The sequence below is a fragment of the Kriegella aquimaris genome (assembly GCF_900103215.1).
In the GTDB taxonomy this organism is placed as follows: Bacteria; Bacteroidota; Bacteroidia; order Flavobacteriales; family Flavobacteriaceae; genus Kriegella; species Kriegella aquimaris.
In genome coordinates this window covers 59,842-78,300 of sequence record NZ_FNGV01000009.1, presented here as the reverse complement: position 1 = coordinate 78,300, position 18,459 = coordinate 59,842, and the positions used below count along the sequence as shown (strand labels likewise).

General features: G+C 42.0%; 13 protein-coding genes. 7 read left to right on the top strand and 6 right to left on the bottom strand.

Going from position 1 to position 18,459, the window contains the following annotated elements:
* Positions 1-30 precede the first annotated feature (30 nt).
* Both BLS33_RS16625 and BLS33_RS16620 read right to left on the bottom strand, forming a co-directional pair.
* The gene (locus BLS33_RS16625; RefSeq protein WP_089892062.1) at positions 31-3,189 is read right to left on the bottom strand and encodes a TAT-variant-translocated molybdopterin oxidoreductase; all 3,159 of its coding nucleotides are present in this window, start codon (positions 3,187-3,189) and stop codon (positions 31-33) included.
* A gap of 34 nt (positions 3,190-3,223) precedes the next feature.
* Positions 3,224-4,552 (bottom strand): c-type cytochrome, encoded by a 1,329-nt coding sequence (locus BLS33_RS16620; protein WP_089892059.1) that lies wholly within the window; start codon positions 4,550-4,552, stop codon positions 3,224-3,226.
* Between the two features lie 228 nt (positions 4,553-4,780).
* On the opposite strand from BLS33_RS16620, the gene BLS33_RS16615 reads away from it, so the two are divergent.
* Complete coding sequence (locus tag BLS33_RS16615; RefSeq protein WP_089892056.1) at positions 4,781-5,152, top strand: SPOR domain-containing protein; 372 nt, start codon at positions 4,781-4,783, stop codon at positions 5,150-5,152.
* A gap of 90 nt (positions 5,153-5,242) precedes the next feature.
* Here the strand turns inward: BLS33_RS16615 and infB are convergent, their stop codons facing one another.
* From infB to rimP, 3 genes are read right to left on the bottom strand one after another with little or no spacing between them, the layout of a single operon-like run.
* Positions 5,243-8,113: a translation initiation factor IF-2 gene (gene infB / locus BLS33_RS16610; RefSeq protein ID WP_089892053.1), complete on the bottom strand. Its 2,871-nt coding sequence runs from the start codon at positions 8,111-8,113 to the stop codon at positions 5,243-5,245.
* Between the two features lie 45 nt (positions 8,114-8,158).
* The gene (gene nusA / locus BLS33_RS16605; RefSeq protein WP_089892048.1) at positions 8,159-9,391 is read right to left on the bottom strand and encodes a transcription termination factor NusA; all 1,233 of its coding nucleotides are present in this window, start codon (positions 9,389-9,391) and stop codon (positions 8,159-8,161) included.
* Between the two features lie 13 nt (positions 9,392-9,404).
* Positions 9,405-9,866 (bottom strand): ribosome assembly cofactor RimP, encoded by a 462-nt coding sequence (gene rimP / locus BLS33_RS16600; RefSeq protein WP_089892044.1) that lies wholly within the window; start codon positions 9,864-9,866, stop codon positions 9,405-9,407.
* A 328-nt stretch (positions 9,867-10,194) separates the two neighbouring features.
* On the opposite strand from rimP, the gene BLS33_RS16595 reads away from it, so the two are divergent.
* Positions 10,195-11,601, top strand: a complete 1,407-nt coding sequence (locus tag BLS33_RS16595; RefSeq protein WP_089892041.1) for a cation:proton antiporter domain-containing protein — start codon at positions 10,195-10,197, stop codon at positions 11,599-11,601.
* 20 nt (positions 11,602-11,621) lie between these two features.
* On the opposite strand, the gene BLS33_RS16590 is transcribed toward BLS33_RS16595, so the two are convergent.
* Complete coding sequence (locus BLS33_RS16590; protein WP_176801415.1) at positions 11,622-12,284, bottom strand: RNA polymerase sigma factor; 663 nt, start codon at positions 12,282-12,284, stop codon at positions 11,622-11,624.
* 356 nt (positions 12,285-12,640) lie between these two features.
* Between BLS33_RS16590 and BLS33_RS16585 the strand changes: the two genes are divergently transcribed.
* From BLS33_RS16585 to BLS33_RS16565, 5 genes are all read left to right on the top strand, one after another.
* Positions 12,641-13,405 (top strand): HpcH/HpaI aldolase family protein, encoded by a 765-nt coding sequence (locus tag BLS33_RS16585; protein WP_089892035.1) that lies wholly within the window; start codon positions 12,641-12,643, stop codon positions 13,403-13,405.
* Positions 13,406-13,414: 9 nt separating this feature from the next.
* Positions 13,415-14,860 (top strand): GntP family permease, encoded by a 1,446-nt coding sequence (locus tag BLS33_RS16580; RefSeq protein ID WP_089892031.1) that lies wholly within the window; start codon positions 13,415-13,417, stop codon positions 14,858-14,860.
* 61 nt (positions 14,861-14,921) lie between these two features.
* On the top strand, positions 14,922-15,794 hold the full coding sequence (locus BLS33_RS16575) for a 2-hydroxy-3-oxopropionate reductase (protein WP_089892028.1): 873 nt from the start codon (positions 14,922-14,924) through the stop codon (positions 15,792-15,794).
* Positions 15,795-15,833: 39 nt separating this feature from the next.
* Positions 15,834-17,117, top strand: coding sequence for an enolase C-terminal domain-like protein (locus BLS33_RS16570; RefSeq protein ID WP_089892025.1), 1,284 nt, complete (start codon positions 15,834-15,836; stop codon positions 17,115-17,117).
* A 51-nt stretch (positions 17,118-17,168) separates the two neighbouring features.
* Positions 17,169-18,341 carry a mannonate dehydratase gene (locus BLS33_RS16565; protein ID WP_089892022.1) on the top strand — a complete coding sequence of 391 codons (1,173 nt, stop codon included), beginning with the start codon at positions 17,169-17,171 and terminating at the stop codon, positions 18,339-18,341.
* The last annotated feature ends 118 nt before the right edge of the window (positions 18,342-18,459 follow it).

Genomic DNA, 18,459 nt, shown 5'->3' with positions numbered 1-18,459 from the left:
TTCTATTATAGTTACTTGCTTAATTTATGATTATGCTTCGTTGTTATTCCTAACCTTAACGTGATAGAATACATTCGGTTTGGTACCAACATGTTCCAAAAGATGGTACATCCTGTTACTATGGCTTAACTCAGCCACCTGACTATCTTTATCATTGACATCTCCAAAGACCATTGCTCCACTACTACAAGCGGCAGAACATGCTGTTTGGAATTCCCCGTCTTTGATTACACGACCATCACGCTTAGCGTCCAAAATCGTTTTTTGCGTCATTTGGATACACATGGAACATTTTTCCATAACACCTCTAGACCGAACATTGACATCAGGGTTAATAACCATTTTCCCCAAATCATTGTTCATATAATAATCAAATTCTTCATTATTATTGTAAAGGAACCAGTTGAAACGTCGCACTTTGTATGGACAGTTGTTTGCACAATACCTAGTACCCACGCATCGGTTATAGGCCATATGGTTCTGACCTTGCCTACTATGTGATGTTGCCGCAACAGGACAAACCGTTTCACACGGTGCGTGATTACAATGTTGACACATTACCGGCTGAAAGGCCACTTGAGGATTGGCTGCCGGATGCTCCAACTCTCCAAACCCACCCAAAGAACCTTTTTCACCTGAAAGTCCGTCGAATTCATCTTTCTTAATATTATCCTCTTCGAAAGTATCCTCAGAAGAATAATACCTATCAATACGCAACCAATGCATGTCGCGAGAACGTCTTACCTCTTCTTTTCCAACAACAGGTACATTGTTCTCTGCATGACAGGCTATAACGCAGGCACCACAACCGGTACAAGCGTTCAAATCAATCGACAAATTAAAATGATGACCGATAGAGCGGTCAAAGCTATCCCAAAGATCGACACTTGTAGCAGGAACTTCCTGATGGTTCAAAGATACCTGTGGTACAATATTCCACTCGGCATGGTCTTTCGTATTAAAAATTTCTAAACTTGTCTCTTTAATAATATCGCCCCTTCCCATCAAAGTCTTATGCAACTGAACACACGCAAATTCGTGCATACCACTTGCCTTCTCCAAAGTAACGGACTGAACTTTATTAAAATTCTGATATAAAGGATATGCATTGACACCGGTCTGCATTTCAGATTTCATGCCAACTTGTTTCCCATAACCAAAAGACAAACCTACAGAACCTGGCGCCTGACCGGGCTGAACGATAACCGGAACGTTGTTAAGCGCTACTCCGTTAACCGTAAGCTTCGCATAACTCCCATCCATACCGCCGTTGGCAACATGCTCGTTCACCAAACCAAGTTTCTCGGCATCTGATTTGGAAACAGTCACATAATTATCCCAAGAAACACGTGTAATTGGATCTGGAAACTCTTGCAACCAAGGATTACTTGCCTGCTGGCCATCACCCATACCTACCTTGGAATACAACGTAAGCTCCATACCCCCACCACTAGTGGCACTGGCCAAACTTCGTACAGCGGAAGCAATAGGAATAACGGTAGATTCGGAAACCGAATCATCCAACGATTCCACTTCCTCTTTATCAGATTGCACACCTCCATTTACGGGGTCTGACTCTTCTGTCTCCAACACATCGGAAGAAGCTACAAAAACACCATCATGCAGCGCCTTGTTCCAATCACCGCCATTCAAGACAGCAGTGCTCCATGTTTCCTTTATATAATCGTAATATGTTTTCTCACTACCCGTCCACTGCAACAATGCGCCCTGAAACTGTCGCGTATCGAACAACTCACGAATTGTAGGCTGCGTTAGGCTGTAATGCCCTTTTTTGATTTCGACATCTCCCCATGATTCAAGGTAATGGTTCGCTGCAGCTGTGTATTGAGTGACTTCGGTAGTTTCGTTCCAGTTGGTCGAAAAGGCCACCGAAAAATCAACTTTTGAAATACCTTCCGCAAAATCAGCGGCATTAGGCAATGAATACATTGGATTTACCCCATCCATTAACAGAGCCCCAACTTTACCAGCCTTCATGTCCGCGATCAAAGTATTTACTGCGGCATTGCTTCCTTGTCGCACATATCGGGGCGCTTGGGCATCAAAAGCCCTACTTCCCAACATCTCATCATTAATAGATAAGACTACGGTCTGTGCATTTACATCATCTATACCGGTAACAACAACGGCTGCAGATTTATTTTTTCGTATGTGTGCCGCAACATTTTCAATTTCCCGTTGCGCATATTCCGGCAATTCACCAGATACATTCGTACCATTTAATTTTGCATATAACTGAGCCAAAGCAATTTTCTGTTGCATCGGCGTCAAAGGAACACGCTTATCAGCATTTGCCCCCGTCAACGACATATTCGCCTCAAATTGTACATGCCTAGACATCTTACCATTTTTAGGAATACGTCCTTTGGCATAACCACCATCATAGCCACCTCCTTGCCAATCGGAAAGAAAGTCTGCACCGAAAGAAACTATTATTTCAGCATTTTCAAAATTATAATCGGCCAAGGCGCGCTCACCATACCGATTCTCAAATGCCGTTAATGCAGCATCTTCGGAGATAGCATCATAAACGACATGGTTTACATTTCCATACGCCTCTTTAAATTCTCGCAATAATCTTGTAGTCGAAGGACTGGCATAAGTCTGTGTCAAAACAGCAATTTGTTTGCCCGAACCTTTTAATGCATTCAATTTCGCCTTGGCCGCAGCATCCAAGACCGACCATTCAACCGGCTCTCCATTCGCCAAGGGCCCCTGAATACGAGTACTATCGTATAATGACAACACTGATGCCTGCACTCTGGCATTCGCCCCACCAGCAACTTTGGCATCGGTATTATTCTCAACCTTAATCGGACGACCCTCACGGGTTTTGATCAAGACACTTGCAAAATCAAATCCATCGGCTATTGTGGTAGCATAATAATTAGCTACACCAGGAATAATATTCTCAGGCTGCACCACATAAGGTATCGATTTAATTACCGGCCCCTCACAAGCGGCTACCGTAGCAGCTGCCGTACTGAAACCTACATATTTAAGAAAATCCCTTCTATTGGTACTTGTGGCAGACAAATTCTCTTTATCGCCCAAAAACTTGTCGACAGGTATATCTTCAACAAATTCATTCTGTCTTAGCGCCTCAACAATGGAATCGTTAGGATTTAACTCCGCTTCGTTTTTCCAATATTTCTTGTTTGATGCCATACTTATTTATAGGTATTTAGCTACTTTTTTTTAATCAATAATGACACTTTCCGCACTCCAATCCACCCATTTGGGCCGCCGTAAGCTGGTCTACACCATATTTTTTGGAAAGTTCGGCATGTATTTTCTCATAGTATGCATTACCAGCGACCTTAACATTGGTCTCCCTATGACAGTTTATACACCATCCCATAGTCAATGGAGCATGTTGATACATAACTTCCATTTCTTCTACAGGCCCATGACAAGTCTGACATTCAACACCCGCTACAGAAACATGTTGTGAGTGGTTGAAATAAGCAAAATCAGGAAGATTATGCACCCGTATCCATTCCACCGGCTTGGATTCACCTGTATATTTTTGATTCTCTTCGTCCCAACCAACTGCTTTATACAGTTTTTGTATTTCTGCATTATAATCAACACCATGAGCCTGTCCTTCTGCCAAGGTTTCAGGAGCAACTTCATAAATTGATTTGTGACAGTTCATACAAACGTTCAACGATGGTATACCCGAAGTTTTGGAAACTCGAGCGGAAGAGTGACAGTATTTACACTCAATCTTGTTATCACCAGCATGGATCCTATGCGAGTAATGGATAGGCTGAATAGGCTCGTAACCTTGATCAACACCAACCTGCATCATCCAGCCGTATGCAAAATATGCACTTCCCAAAAGCAGGAAAATTACGGTGACTAATACAAGAAATTGATTTTTAGCGAAGGCTTTCCAAACCGGCAATCGCTTTTCACCCATTTCTTTCTCCAAATCAACGCCATTGGCCATCGCTATTTGTCGTAATGTTTTGTTCACCATGAACAACATCAACACCAGCAAGCCAAAAACCAAAATAAGTGCACTCAAAATAACTTCATTGGAAATACCAGAGCCTGATCCCTGACCCCCTTGGGCATTCGCCACTTCGGTTCCCGCAGCCGCAGCAACAGGAGCAGGGGCAGCTGCCGTATAAGCCAAAATATTATCGATGTCTTCGACCGATAAAGTCGGGAATGGCGTCATCGCCGCTTGATTATACTCGGCGTATATCTTATTAGCATAAGAATCACCAGCCTTGATCATCCCGGGACTATTCTTTATCCAGGCATGAATCCACTCTTTATCCAAACCTTCGTCCTCCGCAAGGCGACTTTCTACATTAGCCAGCGCAGGACCCGTCATTTTACGGTCCAAAGCATGACAAGCAGCACAGTTCTGATTGAACAACGCCTTTCCTTTCACTGGATCACCTCCAGCGGCCGCAGCATCTTCCTGCGCGCTGAGCGAAATGGAAAAGAGTTGGAAAACCACCAGACCGATACCTAAGACTTTGGAAATTTGATTACGGTATATAACCTTTTTCATGTATAAAGTATTTCAAATCTTGGCATGATATTTTCTATTGCTTTAGATAAATTTATGGATTGTTTCCCATGCCTAAATTGCAGGCAAAAATACGACATAGACTTTATTTGCAAAATGTTAATGGATTTATAATTTATAATTTATAACAGTTCTAAATAAATACATTTTTGGTCGACTGATCGGAAAGATTTACTTTTACAGCTACCCACTTAAACACAATAGATTAGAATGAAAACAACGATAAGTGTTATTGCTTTTGCCTTTATTTACAATTTAGGAATTTCACAGAAAGGACAGATCAATATCGAACAAGATCAAAAAATAAACGAATTAATGGCCCTGTATAAATCTCCCAAGGACGATTCTGATTACTACAGAATACAGGTAGGCTTCGGTTCTTCTTCAAAGGCACAGGAAATAAAATCGAATGTAGAAATAGATTTTCCACAATTATCTTCGAAAATTGTTTTTGAGTCACCCACCTATCGCGTACGCGTTGGAAGATTCAAAACCAAATTGGAAGCGGAACGAAATTTTATGGAGGTCAGGGCAAAATATCCTGACGCGATGCTATTAAAACCAAAAAAATCGACCAATTAGGTCGATTTTTTTTTGCTCTTTATCAAATCAAATCTGAGTATCCCACTAACAGCCCTCAACAATTTGACAGCTTAAGATTCACTACTGTGATTATTTAGACTTCAACTTTTTCTTAACAGCAACTTCTTGGAAGGCTTCTACAATATCCCCTTCGAATATGTCATTGTAATTCTTGACCTGAAGTCCACAATCGTAACCCTTGGAAACTTCTTTCACATCATCTTTAAATCGTTTCAAGGAAGACAATTCTCCAGTATACACTACTACACCATCACGAATTAATCGTATACCGGCATTTCGTAATATTTTTCCACTTGTAACCATACAACCTGCGATAGTACCAATCTTCGAAATTTTGAATGTTTCACGAATTTCGGCAGTTCCCGTAATCTCTTCTTTGATTTCCGGGGAAAGCATTCCTTCCATGGCATCCTTAAGGTCATTGATGGCATCATAGATAATCGAGTACATTCTGATATCGATTTCTTCTTTTTCTGCTACATCACGCGCGTTACCCATTGGCCGAACATTAAAGCCGATTATAATTGCATCAGAAGCAGACGCCAATAACACATCGGACTCTGTAATCGCACCAACACCTTTATGTATAATATTTACCTGAATCTCATCAGAAGATAATTTCTGGAAAGAATCAGTCAACGCCTCAACAGAACCATCAACATCACCTTTCAAGATAATATTCAACTCCTTAAAGTCGCCTAATGCAATTCGTCTTCCTATTTCATCCAGTGTGATATGTCGCTGTGTACGAACAGATTGTTCGCGCTGCAACTGTGATCTTTTCGATGCAATTTGTTTGGCTTCGCGCTCGTCTTCCATGACATTGAACTTATCACCTGCCTGCGGAGCACCATCCAACCCTAAAATAGAGATCGGTGTCGCCGGACCTGCTTCTTGAACCTCTTTTCCACGTTCATCATGCATGGCCTTCACTTTACCACTATGGGTACCTGCCAAAACATAATCCCCAATTTTGAGCGTACCTGCCTGTATCAAAATAGTTGATACATAACCACGGCCTTTATCTAAAAAGGCCTCTACAACCGTACCTAAAGCCAGTTTATCTGGGTTAGCCTTCAACTCTAGCAACTCGGCCTCAAGCAATACTTTTTCAAGAAGCTCTTTAACACCCTCACCGGTTTTTGCAGAAATATCGTGCGACTGTATCTTGCCTCCCCAATCTTCCACCAATAAATTCATTTGCGCCAGACCATCTTTAATCTTCTCAGGATTCGCCGTTGGCCTATCTATCTTGTTAATTGCAAATACAATGGGAACACCAGCGGCCTGCGCATGACTGATTGCTTCCTTGGTCTGCGGCATAATATCATCATCAGCAGCGACGACAATTACCGCAATATCGGTTACTTGAGCACCCCTAGCACGCATCGCCGTAAAGGCTTCGTGACCCGGAGTATCCAAGAAAGTGATTTTTTGACCTCCTTCTAAAGTTACACCATAAGCACCGATATGCTGGGTAATACCACCGCTTTCTCCAGCGATAACGTTGGCTTCACGAACATAATCCAAAAGTGAAGTTTTACCATGATCCACATGCCCCATCACCGTAACAATTGGTGCTCTTGGCTTTAAATCTTCCGGCGCATCTTCGTGCTCTTCGATTGTCTCTTCGATTTCAGCAGTCACAAATTCAACTTCGTAACCAAACTCCTCGGCTACAATCGAAATCGTCTCAGCATCCAATCGTTGGTTCATGGTAACCATCAAACCTAGCGACATACAGGCCGAAATAATTTCGGTCGTTGAAACGTTCATCATCGTAGCCACCTCGCTTGCCGTAACAAACTCGGTAACCTTCAAAATTTTACTCTGAAGTTCTTGCTGCTCTAAATCTTTTTCTGTCTGCTGTCTATGTTGGTCCCTCTTATCCCTACGGTATTTGGCACCTTTTCCTTTTTTCGATTTGCCCTGTAATTTTTCCAGGGTTTCCCTTACTTGTTTTTGTACATCTTCTTCCGTAGGCTCAACCTTATTCACAGGTGTAGCAAAACGCCTACCTGGGCCTGATCCCCTTCTCGCATCGCTAGATCCGGAATTCGCACCTCTAGGGCCAGTACCCCGAGCTGCTGGCGGTTTGGCAGTGTTACCACTTACAATACGTCGCCTTCTTTTCTTTCTATCAACCGAGTCGGAAGTTTTTGCATCTTCCTTCTTTTTCTTCGGTTTATTAAATTGGGATAAGTCAATTTTTGCACCAGTAATTTTTGGTCCCGACAGCTTTTTGTAGTTAGTGGCTATCGTTTCACTTTCCGGTTGCGCAGCTTCTTCCTGCTTCTCCTTAACTTCTTCCGGTTCTTTTTTTGCTACTACCTTGGGTTCTTCCTTCGGCTCTTCCTTTTTAACGGGCTCAGATGGTTTGACAACTTCAGTCTTCTTCGCCTCGGGAGTTTTGACCTCCGGAGTTTTTGTTTCAGGAGCCTTGGTTTCAGGTGCTTTCACCTCAGGTGTCTTCACCTCAGCAGGAGCTTTGACCTCAGGAGTTTTGACTTCCGGAGTTATTGGCTCCTCAGTTTTGGGTGCCTCTTCAACCACTGGCTTAGGCTTCTTCTTATTATCTAAATCGATTTTACCAACCGTTTTAGGACCCGCCAGTGATGCTTTTGCCTTAATTATATTCTCAGATGCTGCAGTTCGCTTCTCACGGGCCAGACGCCTTTCTTCCTGCTCTTGTTCCAATTGCAGTCTCAGGGCTTCCTTCTCCTTACGCTTTTCTTCACCGACTTCCTTTGAAGCAACCTTCTTGCTCATGTCTGTTTGGAACTCGTCGACTAGCACTTGATACACTTCATTAGATATTTTCGTGGTCGGTCGCGCCTCTACCTCGTGCCCTGCATCCTTAAGAAAGTCCACAGCTCTATCCAATGAAATATTGAGCTCTCGGAGAACCTTGTTAAGCCTAATTTTTGCAACTTCTGCCATAAATATTAATTCCTATTCTTTCAATAAAACACCGCTAATATATAGCTAATCTTCCAATTCTTCTTTTAGTATGCGTACAACTTCTGAAATTGTTTCCTCTTCAAGATCAGTACGTTTGACCAAATCGGCCACGTCTTGCTCTAAAACGCTTCTTGCCGTATCCATTCCGATTTTCTTGAACTCTTCGATAATCCACCCTTCGATTTCATCTGAAAACTCGGTAAGCTCTACATCTTCTTCAACACCTTCACGGAACACATCAATCTCATAACCAGTCAATTGACCTGCCAATCTAATATTATGACCACCTCTACCGATAGCCTTCGAAACTTCTTCAGGCCGTAAATATACCTGAGCCGTCATTTTCTCATCATTCAGCTTTACCGTGGAAACACGTGCCGGACTCAACGCCCTGGTTACCATCAATTGCGGATTGCTGGTCCAATTGATTACATCGATATTCTCATTGCCCAATTCTCTCACGATACCGTGAATACGGGAACCTTTCATACCCACACAAGCACCTACCGGATCGATACGGTCATCATATGAATCAACAGCAACTTTAGCCTTTTCACCAGGGATGCGCACCGCTTTTTTAATCGTAATCAAACCATCAAAAACCTCGGGTATCTCTTGAAAAAACAAAGCTTCCAAAAATTTGGGAGATGTTCTCGACATTATTATGGTCGGTTTGCTTCCTTTTAGTTCAACGCTTTCTATAATTCCCCGTACGTTATCTCCCTTTCTAAAGAAATCAGAAGGAATCTGTCGGTCTTTGGGCATAATAATCTCGTTGCCCTCATCATCTAAAAGAATGATGGCCTTGTGACGAATATGATGTACCTCGGCCGTATAAATTTCTCCTTCTAAATCCTTGAACTGCTTGTATATGGTAGTATTGTCATGCTCATGAATTTTAGAAATAAGATTCTGTCGCAAGGCTAAAATGGCCCTTCTCCCTAAATTAATCAATTTCACCTCTTCGGAAACGTCTTCGCCTACTTCAAAATCGGGCTCAATCTTTCGTGCTTCAGATAACGATATTTCTTCATTAGGATCTTCTACCTCACCATCTTCAACAACAATTCTATTCCTCCATATTTCCAAATCCCCTTTATCAGGGTTGATAATAATATCGAAATTATCATCGGAGCCAAATTTCTTCTTTAGCGCGTTTCTAAAAACATCTTCTAAAATCGCCATTAGCGTTACCCTGTCTATGAATTTATCGTCCTTAAATTCAGAGAAAGATTCAATGAGCGCAATATTTTCCATTTTTATGCTACAATTAAAATTTTAATACAACTTTTGCTTCGTTTATGTCGGCAAATCCGATTTCCTTTTTTTTCCGAACCGTAACTTTCCCTTTTCCAATAGGCTTGGGTTCACGTGCTTTCCACTCTAAGATGATACCCTTCTCGGTAACGTCTGTTAGATTGCCCTCAAAGGTATCGCCTAAAGTGTTCACCTCTAATTTTCTGCCAATATTTTTTTTATACTGTCTCGGCATCACCATCGGTGCAGCGGCCCCGGCCGATGCCACCTCTAAAGAAAAGTCTTCTTCTTCGCGATCTAGATTATGCTCGATAGCCCTACTGACTTTCATGCAGTCTTGCACCGTAACACCCTGATCACCATCAATAACGACCTTTATTTTATTGTCAAGTGTCACGGAAAAATCAATAAGGAAGAGTGATGAATCCTCTTGTAAAGCAGCTTCTAAAAGCGCCCTAACTTTATCTTTTAACATGAATCGTAACGTTTAAAATCTTTCTAAATATCGTTCAGCAACAATACAATCGCACCCTCTTATTTGTATTGAATACCTCAAAAAAGAAAATCTTGCAAACAAAAAAGAGGACTATTATGGTCCCCTCATGAATACTTTTATATCCTTTCAGTGGTGCAAATATACAATTTTTTTGTTTCCCACAATCTATTTATGGTGGACACCCGCTTTGCAACACCTTAAAATTCCATTATTTACTTCATAAAAAAGAATCTTAAGGTAAAAAGTTTAACTTGCTATTTAAGTAGTATTTTTAAACAACGACCATACTAAACAACCCACTTACCCTATGGAAATATTGTCTTCATACAACATGATTATCGGGGCTTCGATCATTGTTATCTTATCTTTTTGGTTCAATGGCATTTCTAAAAGAACTAATATCCCCTCAGTCTTGATGCTCATTGTTCTGGGTATTATTTTGCAGTTTGTGTTGAAATATTTTATCGGAGACCATATTGATTTTGAAAAGAGTCTGAAAGGCACCTTAGAAATTATCGGAACCGTAGGCCTTATCATGATTGTATTGGAAGCGGCCCTGGAATTGGAGCTTAAAAGGGAAAAATTGGTGCCTATTCTCAAATCAATGGCGATTGCCCTGATCGGTCTCATCGGTTCTGCTTGGGTCGCCGCTTTGATTCTATATCAGTTCATACCCGATATGACCATGCAATCGGCTTGGCTGTATGCCACACCCCTTTCCATACTTTCATCCGCCATTATAATCCCAAGTGTTGGAGGCCTTTCAAGCGATAAAAAAGAGTTCCACATCTACGAGAGTACCTTTTCCGATATCATGGGTATCATGATGTTTTATTTTTTGGCGGGAGGTCTCGACCCCGAACAAGACTCAGGAGCCGTAGGCTTTGCTGGCAACATCGTTCTGACCATTGTGATTGCCATAGTCGCAAGTTACGCCCTTGTACTTATTTTTCAACGTATAAAAAGTCAGGCCAAACAATTTTTGCTCATTGCCGTGTTGCTTTTGCTTTACGCTATAGGTAAGAAGATGCATCTCTCGTCATTGATAATTATCTTGGTATTCGGACTGGTAATCGCGAACGTTAAACTATTCTTTCCTGGAAAAACGGCTATTTTTCTCGAAAAAGAAAAAATGCACCAAATTTATCACGAATTACACATTATCACTTTGGAAACGGCCTTTGTAGTGCGTACTTTTTTCTTTGTGATATTTGGAATCACCATCGTTTTAACTTCTTTGCTAAACCTAAATGTAGCGCTGGTCAGTCTTCTAATCATCGCTTCTATATACATCATTCGATTTATAGTCTTACGTGTTTTTATCGGAAAGGATATTCTCCCACAAATCTTTATCGCACCAAGGGGATTAATTACTATACTATTATTCTATGCCATTCCTGTGGAAGCAGAAATTGCCGGTTTCGAATCGGGCATTCTGCTATTTGTAATTATTGTGACCAGCTTGGTCATGACTTGGGCCATGATCAAGGATAAACATAAGATGGGCACTTTACTAGATGAAATCGAAGTAGAATACGAGGCTAGGGAAGAAGCCTATGATGGCGTCGAGCATGTAACGCACTCTGAATCAAAGGAGCAGGAGCAAAATGCGGTAATTTCAACTTCATCAAATATAGAAACTCCAAAGAATGATTCTGGTATCCAAGAAACCCCTGACGACCCTTCCTTTGATGAAAAAAGTCTTGACACATAATCACCAATAGTACTGGCAACTTAAAGATGCACGAGCATTGACAGAATTAGAATGCTACCCATATTTTTTCTAAGAAAACTGATGGATCGGCCCATCAACTTATAAGTTCCCTTTGTACTGAGCGACATAATTTCTGCAATCTCATCATAACTCAACTGGGTGTAGTATTTCAGGTGAATGATTTCTTTCTGTCTATCGGTAAGCTTTTCAAGCGCTTTTTTAAGTTTTTGGCATTGCTGATCAAAACATTGTCGTTCAATAATATCAAACTCTATGGAAGGGGTGGCCAGTACTTTTAAAAAATTAGGTTTTAAATCAAGGGGCATCGATTTCTTGCGACGCTTTACAGATTCGGCAATCAATTTTCTTCTAATGGATTTGAACAAGTAGGATTTTATCGATTTTACGCGACCTAGTTTATGTTTGGAATTCCAAATTTCAACAAAAAGTTCTTGAATACAATCTTTGATCAATTCCTTGTCCCTGATCAATTTTAGTCCGTAGCTATATAATAAAGACACATTGTTTCTATAAATAGTAGCATATGCGATATCGCTGCCGGCCTGAAATTCTTGCCATAGTTGAAAATCTGCTATCCCCTTGGGTTCTCTCGAGACAACCTTGGGCGCCTCACTTCGGTCGTCCGAAATGTAGCTCTGAAAATATGATAAATTTAAATCCAAAATTAAAGTATATCCGCAGTTGAAAAATAGTTATATGCTATTAATGCTAGGGGAATTTTGGGAATATGTGAACAAAATACAAAATAATTTAACAACTAATAATTAATATGTCCATTAAAATAAATTGAACGTTAGTATAAAATTGCAGGAAACGACAGGAAAGGAAAATTTGCAAGTATTCAAATTTCCATCTAAAGCTTTACTAAAATCCAGATATAAAAACTGAACGATCTATTGAAATTACAACTAGTTCAAAAAACTTGTTTCGATTATGGGGTAAAAATAAAAATTCTACCTCTTGATTGTAAAGTGCCAACTATTATCCAAGCTTTAACAATAAACCAATTGTACATCTTATGAAAAACTTAAAGGTAAGACTCAAAAATGGAGAAGCCCTAAATGGCTGCTGGTTGAACTTAGGCAGTTCACTAACAGCCGAAATTGTGGGGCAGGCAGGTTTCGATTGGGTCTTGATTGATCTTGAACATGGTTCAGGCAATGAAAAAGACGCACTCTTACAGCTTCAAGCGCTACAAGCTAGTTCAACGGGTGCAATTATTAGGGTTGAGAGCAATGACAAAAGACGTATTCAGCGCGCCTTGGATATGGGTGCCGAAGGAATCATGTGCCCTCAAATAGAAACCCCAGCCGACGCAGAAAAAGTAATCGATGGTCTGTATTATGCCCCTGATGGAAAACGGGGGGTAGCCAAAATGGTCAGGGCCACCAGTTTTGGGAAAAATTTTGACAGCTACAGAACAAAATCGAAAGAAAATATTTTAGGGGTAATTCAAATTGAAACTACCGAGGCACTAAACCATTTAGATGAAATTGCGGCTTTGGAAGGGGTCGATGTGCTGTTTGTGGGGCCTTCAGACCTTTCCATGTCTTTAGGAATATTCGGCCAATTAGACCACCCCAAATATATCAGCGCCCTAAAGGCTATTATCGCTGCCGCCAATAAAGCGGGAAAGGCTGTCGGAATTCTCTTGTTCAATCCTGACGATTACAAAACATATTATGACATGGGCATCAGATTGATAGCCTGTGGCTCTGATGCCACTTTTGTGAGTCAAGGGGCATTGAAAATGGCCGAGTCTTTAAATTCTCAAAAAGCGTAATCCTACAATATGGCTTTAGCTAGTTTTTTTTCCGACCCTTTATTTATTTTGTTAATTGGTATTATAATTGTCGTTGGCGGAATCATAGGTCTTCGATTGCATGCTTTTCTTGCACTGTTGATCGCTGCCTTCGCCGTAGCTTTATTGACCCCGGCCTCCGCTGTCGAAACATTTGCCCTGACCAAGGGCGTCTCCAACGAAGCGGCACTTCAAATGTCGCATTGGCATGTCGGCAAAAGAATCGCTATTGCCTTCGGGGAGACATGTGGCAAAATCGGAATACTTATTGCCATGGCCGCCATTATTGGTAAATGTATGCTCGAAAGTGGCGCGGCAGAGAAAATCATAAGGTCCCTTATCAAATGGACCGGGATGAAAAATGCCCCTATTTCATTTTTAGGTGGTAGCTTCTTTCTGGGGATTCCCGTTTTTTTTGACACTGTTTTTTACCTGATGATTCCTTTGGCCAAAGCGATGGCGAACAAAATGGGCAAAAACTACTTGCTTTTGGTACTTGCCATTACTGCAGGCGCCGCAATGGCCAATTCATTGGTACCACCAACTCCGGGACCGTTGTTCTTAATCAGTGAAATGAATATTCCGATTGGCATGATGATGCTCGGTGGAATTTTGGTGGGCCTCTTCACAATTTCAACTGGCTACATGTATGCCGTATGGGCGAATCGAAAATGGCCCATACCCCTTCGTGACTCGGTAGATGCACCTCTAAAAGACATAAAAGCATTATCCTTAAAATCAGATGACCACCTGCCATCGTTATGGTTTTCTACACTTCCTGTTTTAATTCCCTTGATCTTTATAACCGTCAAAGCGGTCATTGACACATTTATGAATATAGAGAACCCAGAAAATATCTTGTTGGCCTTAGTGAACTTCTTTGGGGAAAAGAACACGGCCTTGATCTGTGGTGCACTATCCGCCTTAATCCTGCTAGTCCTCCAAAAAAAAGAAGATAAGACGGCAATGGGAAAAGCAGTACAAACCGCATTGATGAGTGGTGGAGTCATCATATTGATTACCGCTGCGGGAGGTGCTTTCGGAGGAATGTTGCAACAGACTGGCATTAGTGCCCGCATCGGAGAACTCACCCAAGGCTATCAAATGGCCATCATACCTCTCGCCTTTTTTATAGCAATGGTGGTGCGAACCGCCCAAGGATCAGCTACGGTTGCCATGATTACTGCTTCGGGAATTCTTGCAGGCATGTCGGCTACAATGGATCTCGGCTACCATCAACTTTATGTCGGACTTGCCATTGCCTGTGGCTCTAAAATATTTCCTTGGATGAACGACAGCGGGTTTTGGATTGTATGTAAAATGAGTAACTTGACTGAAAAGGAACTATTGAAAACATTTTCACCCATGTTGACGATAATGGGCGTAACCGGCCTTATCGTTATTTTAATTGCCGCACAACTGTGGCCTTTGGTATAGAACAACAGAATAATATATAATTAATTTTAACCGAACAATCGCATAAAATAGAACACAAAAAATGGAAAAAGTAGGATTCATAGGATTAGGAATAATGGGGAAACCCATGGCATTAAATTTAATCAAGGCAGGATACACTGTATTGATATTGGAAACCAGTGCGGCAGCCAAAGAGGTCGCCGCCGCTGGGGCAAAAGAATATAAAACGAGTAAAGCCTTAGCCCATGATAGCGACGTCGTCATTACCATGCTTCCAGATTCGCCAGAAGTAGAGACCGTAGTTTTAGGCAAAGACGGGGTTATTGAAGGCATACGCCCTGGGTCGATTTTCGTTGATATGTCGACCATAGCACCCGCAACCGCAAAAAAAATATACAACGCCTTTCAAGAAAAGAAAGTTGAAGCTTTGGATGCTCCTGTATCCGGAGGGCAGGTAGGTGCAGAAAGTGGCACAATTTCAATAATGGTAGGAGGCAGCCAAGATGCCTTTGACAAAGTGCTCCCACTATTTAATGTAATGGGAAAAAGCGCCGTATTGATTGGTGATGCAGGGGCCGGCCAAACGACGAAGGCTTGCAATCAAATCATTGTGGGAATGACTATTCAGGCCGTAGCTGAAGCTTTTGCCCTCGCAAAGAAAGCAGATGTAAACCTCGAAAAAATGAGGGAAGCGTTACTTGGCGGATTTGCCCAAAGTCGTATTCTTGATTTGCACGGACAACGGATCATCGATGACAATTTCAAGCCGGGCTTTAAAGTAAAACTACACCGAAAAGATATGAACATCGCGCTTCAAGCTGGAAAAGAATTCTCTGTTCCCTTACAGGGTAGCGCTCAGGTCGCTGCCAATATGGATGCCCTTATTGCCCAGGGAAAAGGAGAGCTCGACCACAGCGCATTGTATGTACTACTTGCCGAGCTGGCCGCCATTTGAATGTTCGAATAAAATGAATTTCCTATTTAAAATGAAACCGTGAAAATTACCGATATAAATATCACCCAGATTGCAGTCGGAGACCCTCCATTATTAAATGCGGCGGGGCTGCATGCCCCTTATGCACTTCGTATTATCGTAGAAATAATCACTGATTCTGGAATTACCGGACTGAGTGAAATTCCCGGGAGCGAAAAAATATACAAAGCGTTGACCGAATTAAAATCACATCTAATCGGTCAAGACGTATTTCAACTCCATACGATCAAGACATTGATCAATCAAAAATTTGGGGAACGCGACGACCAACGGGGAGTCGCACCTTGGGACCAAAGGTTACTGGTACATTTGTTCAGTGCAATCGAAGTTGCTTGTTTAGATTGTATCGGTAAAAAATTAGATCGTCCCGTTGTAGATTTACTGGGAGGAAGGTCAAGAAACAAAGTTCCTTTTTCTGCCTATCTTTTTTATAAATACGAAGGTGCTGGGGGAGCACTCGGATCAGATAAGGATACGGAAGCATCCGGTTGGTTACGGGCCCGTCAAGAGGAGGCCCTATCCCCCGATCAGATAGTCGACCAGGCCAAAGCCATGTGCGAGGCATTCGGGTTTCAATCTATAAAACTAAAGGGTGGCGCGCGTCCTCCTGAAATCGAATACGAAAGTATTTTAGCCTTGCGGGATGCCTTTGGCGCCGATACACCTTTGCGGTTAGACCCAAACGCCATTTGGTCATTGGAGACCGCCATAAAATATGGTAAAAAAATGGAGGGCATTCTTGAATACTATGAAGATCCCGTCAGAGGCCAAATTGATATGGCGCTATTGAGTCAAAAAGTCGATATTCCGTTAGCAACCAATATGTGCACCACCTCTTTTGAAGATCTTCCTGCAAGCATTCGATTAGGGTCGGAACATATCATTTTGTCCGACCATCACTTTTGGGGCGGTTTGCGGGCATCAATGGAACTGAATAAAATCTGCCAGACCTTCGGTAGGGGGTTTTCAATGCATTCCAATAGTCACCTCGGTATTTCCATGGCCGCAATGGTGCATTTGGGGGCGGCCATCCCACATCTTGACTATGCCCTAGACACTCATTATCCATGGCAAGCCGACGAGGTGATTGACGGGGGTAAAATTCCCATAATTGACGGATTCGTTACTGTGCCAGACGGACCTGGTCTTGGAGTAACGTTAGATCGGGAGCAGTTGCAAAAACTTCATAAGAAATTCTTGGCCTGCGGCCTAAAAGAACGGAATGATGAAGTAGAAATGCAAAAAGTTGACCCGCAATGGCATTTTAAACTACAACGATGGTAACAATCACCGCTATGCCCAAGTCGATAAATATGCTTTTAAAAACCTCTAAAAATGAAAGAACTTGAAAAGTTAAATCGAAGAAAGGCCCTCTCTACTTTATTAAAAGGAGGATTGGGAGCTGCTGCATTCGGATCAATGGGTACGGTCTCGGCACACAGCGAAAAAACATCAACAAAAAATATAAAGGAAGAAATCTCCAAGATGTCCAAAAAACCGATGCTGATGAAAATCGGATGTCAACATGGGGGCACTGGAAAAGAAAACCTAGAATTTTTGGCCCGCTATGGTGTCTTTAATATGGATGGCGGATCCCCTAAACTAATCGAGGGTGTCGGATGGGACATAGATGACTCCATGCGAAAACGGGAAGCTTGCGAAAAATATGGTATCACTCTAGACGCCTATCACCTGCCATTGTCGTCCGCAGGCATTGAAAACATAAGCACCCCGAACATCATGTTGGGTAAAAGCCCTGCACGTGACCGCGAAATAGAAATGATTCAGCAAATGATTTCCGTCGCCAGTAAAACCGGAGTGAAAACGTTAATGTACAATACCATCATACACGTCATCCTAAGAACTGAAGATACACTTGACAAGACCCGTGGCAATACGTATTACAGAAGCTGGAACCTCGAAAAATCGCTTGCCAAAAACGAAGGACTCACCATTGCAGGAAAAGTGGACATCGACGAAATATTCGAGCGTATCACCTATTTCTTGGATCGGGTCATTCCTGTGGCCGAGGAATACAATGTGCAATTGGCCAACCATATTGCAGACCCCCCGGCGCCAGTCGGGTACCGAGGCATAACGCGATGGAACAGTCCTGATGTCTTCGAGGGCATAAAACGCTTTGCCCAACTTTACGACAGTCCGTCGCATGGCTTCAACCTTTGTCTTGGATCCACAGCTGAGGGTTTGAAAAACCCACGAACAGAAATTTTGCCTATCATCAAATGGGTGGGTGAACGAAAACAAATATTCAATATACACCTACGCAATATCAAAGGAGGATATAATGATTTTCAAGAAGTATATCCCGACAACGGGGATATGGATTTCGGTGAGATCATTAAAGCCTTACGCGATGTAGATTATGCCGGTATGGTCATGCCCGACCACATACCCTATCATAAAGATCCCGCAAGCGGACTTCAAGGCCATGCCTATGCTTTCGGATATATCAAAGCATTAATGCACGCCATCGACATGGGGTATTAACAAAAAAATTAGTTAGGTTAGTCAGAAACAGCATCGTTTGATTTAAACGGTGCTGTTTTTTTTGAGTCTCCTCCAGAAGGATTCCTTTTTTGAAAATAGCATTCCGACACGTATTTTT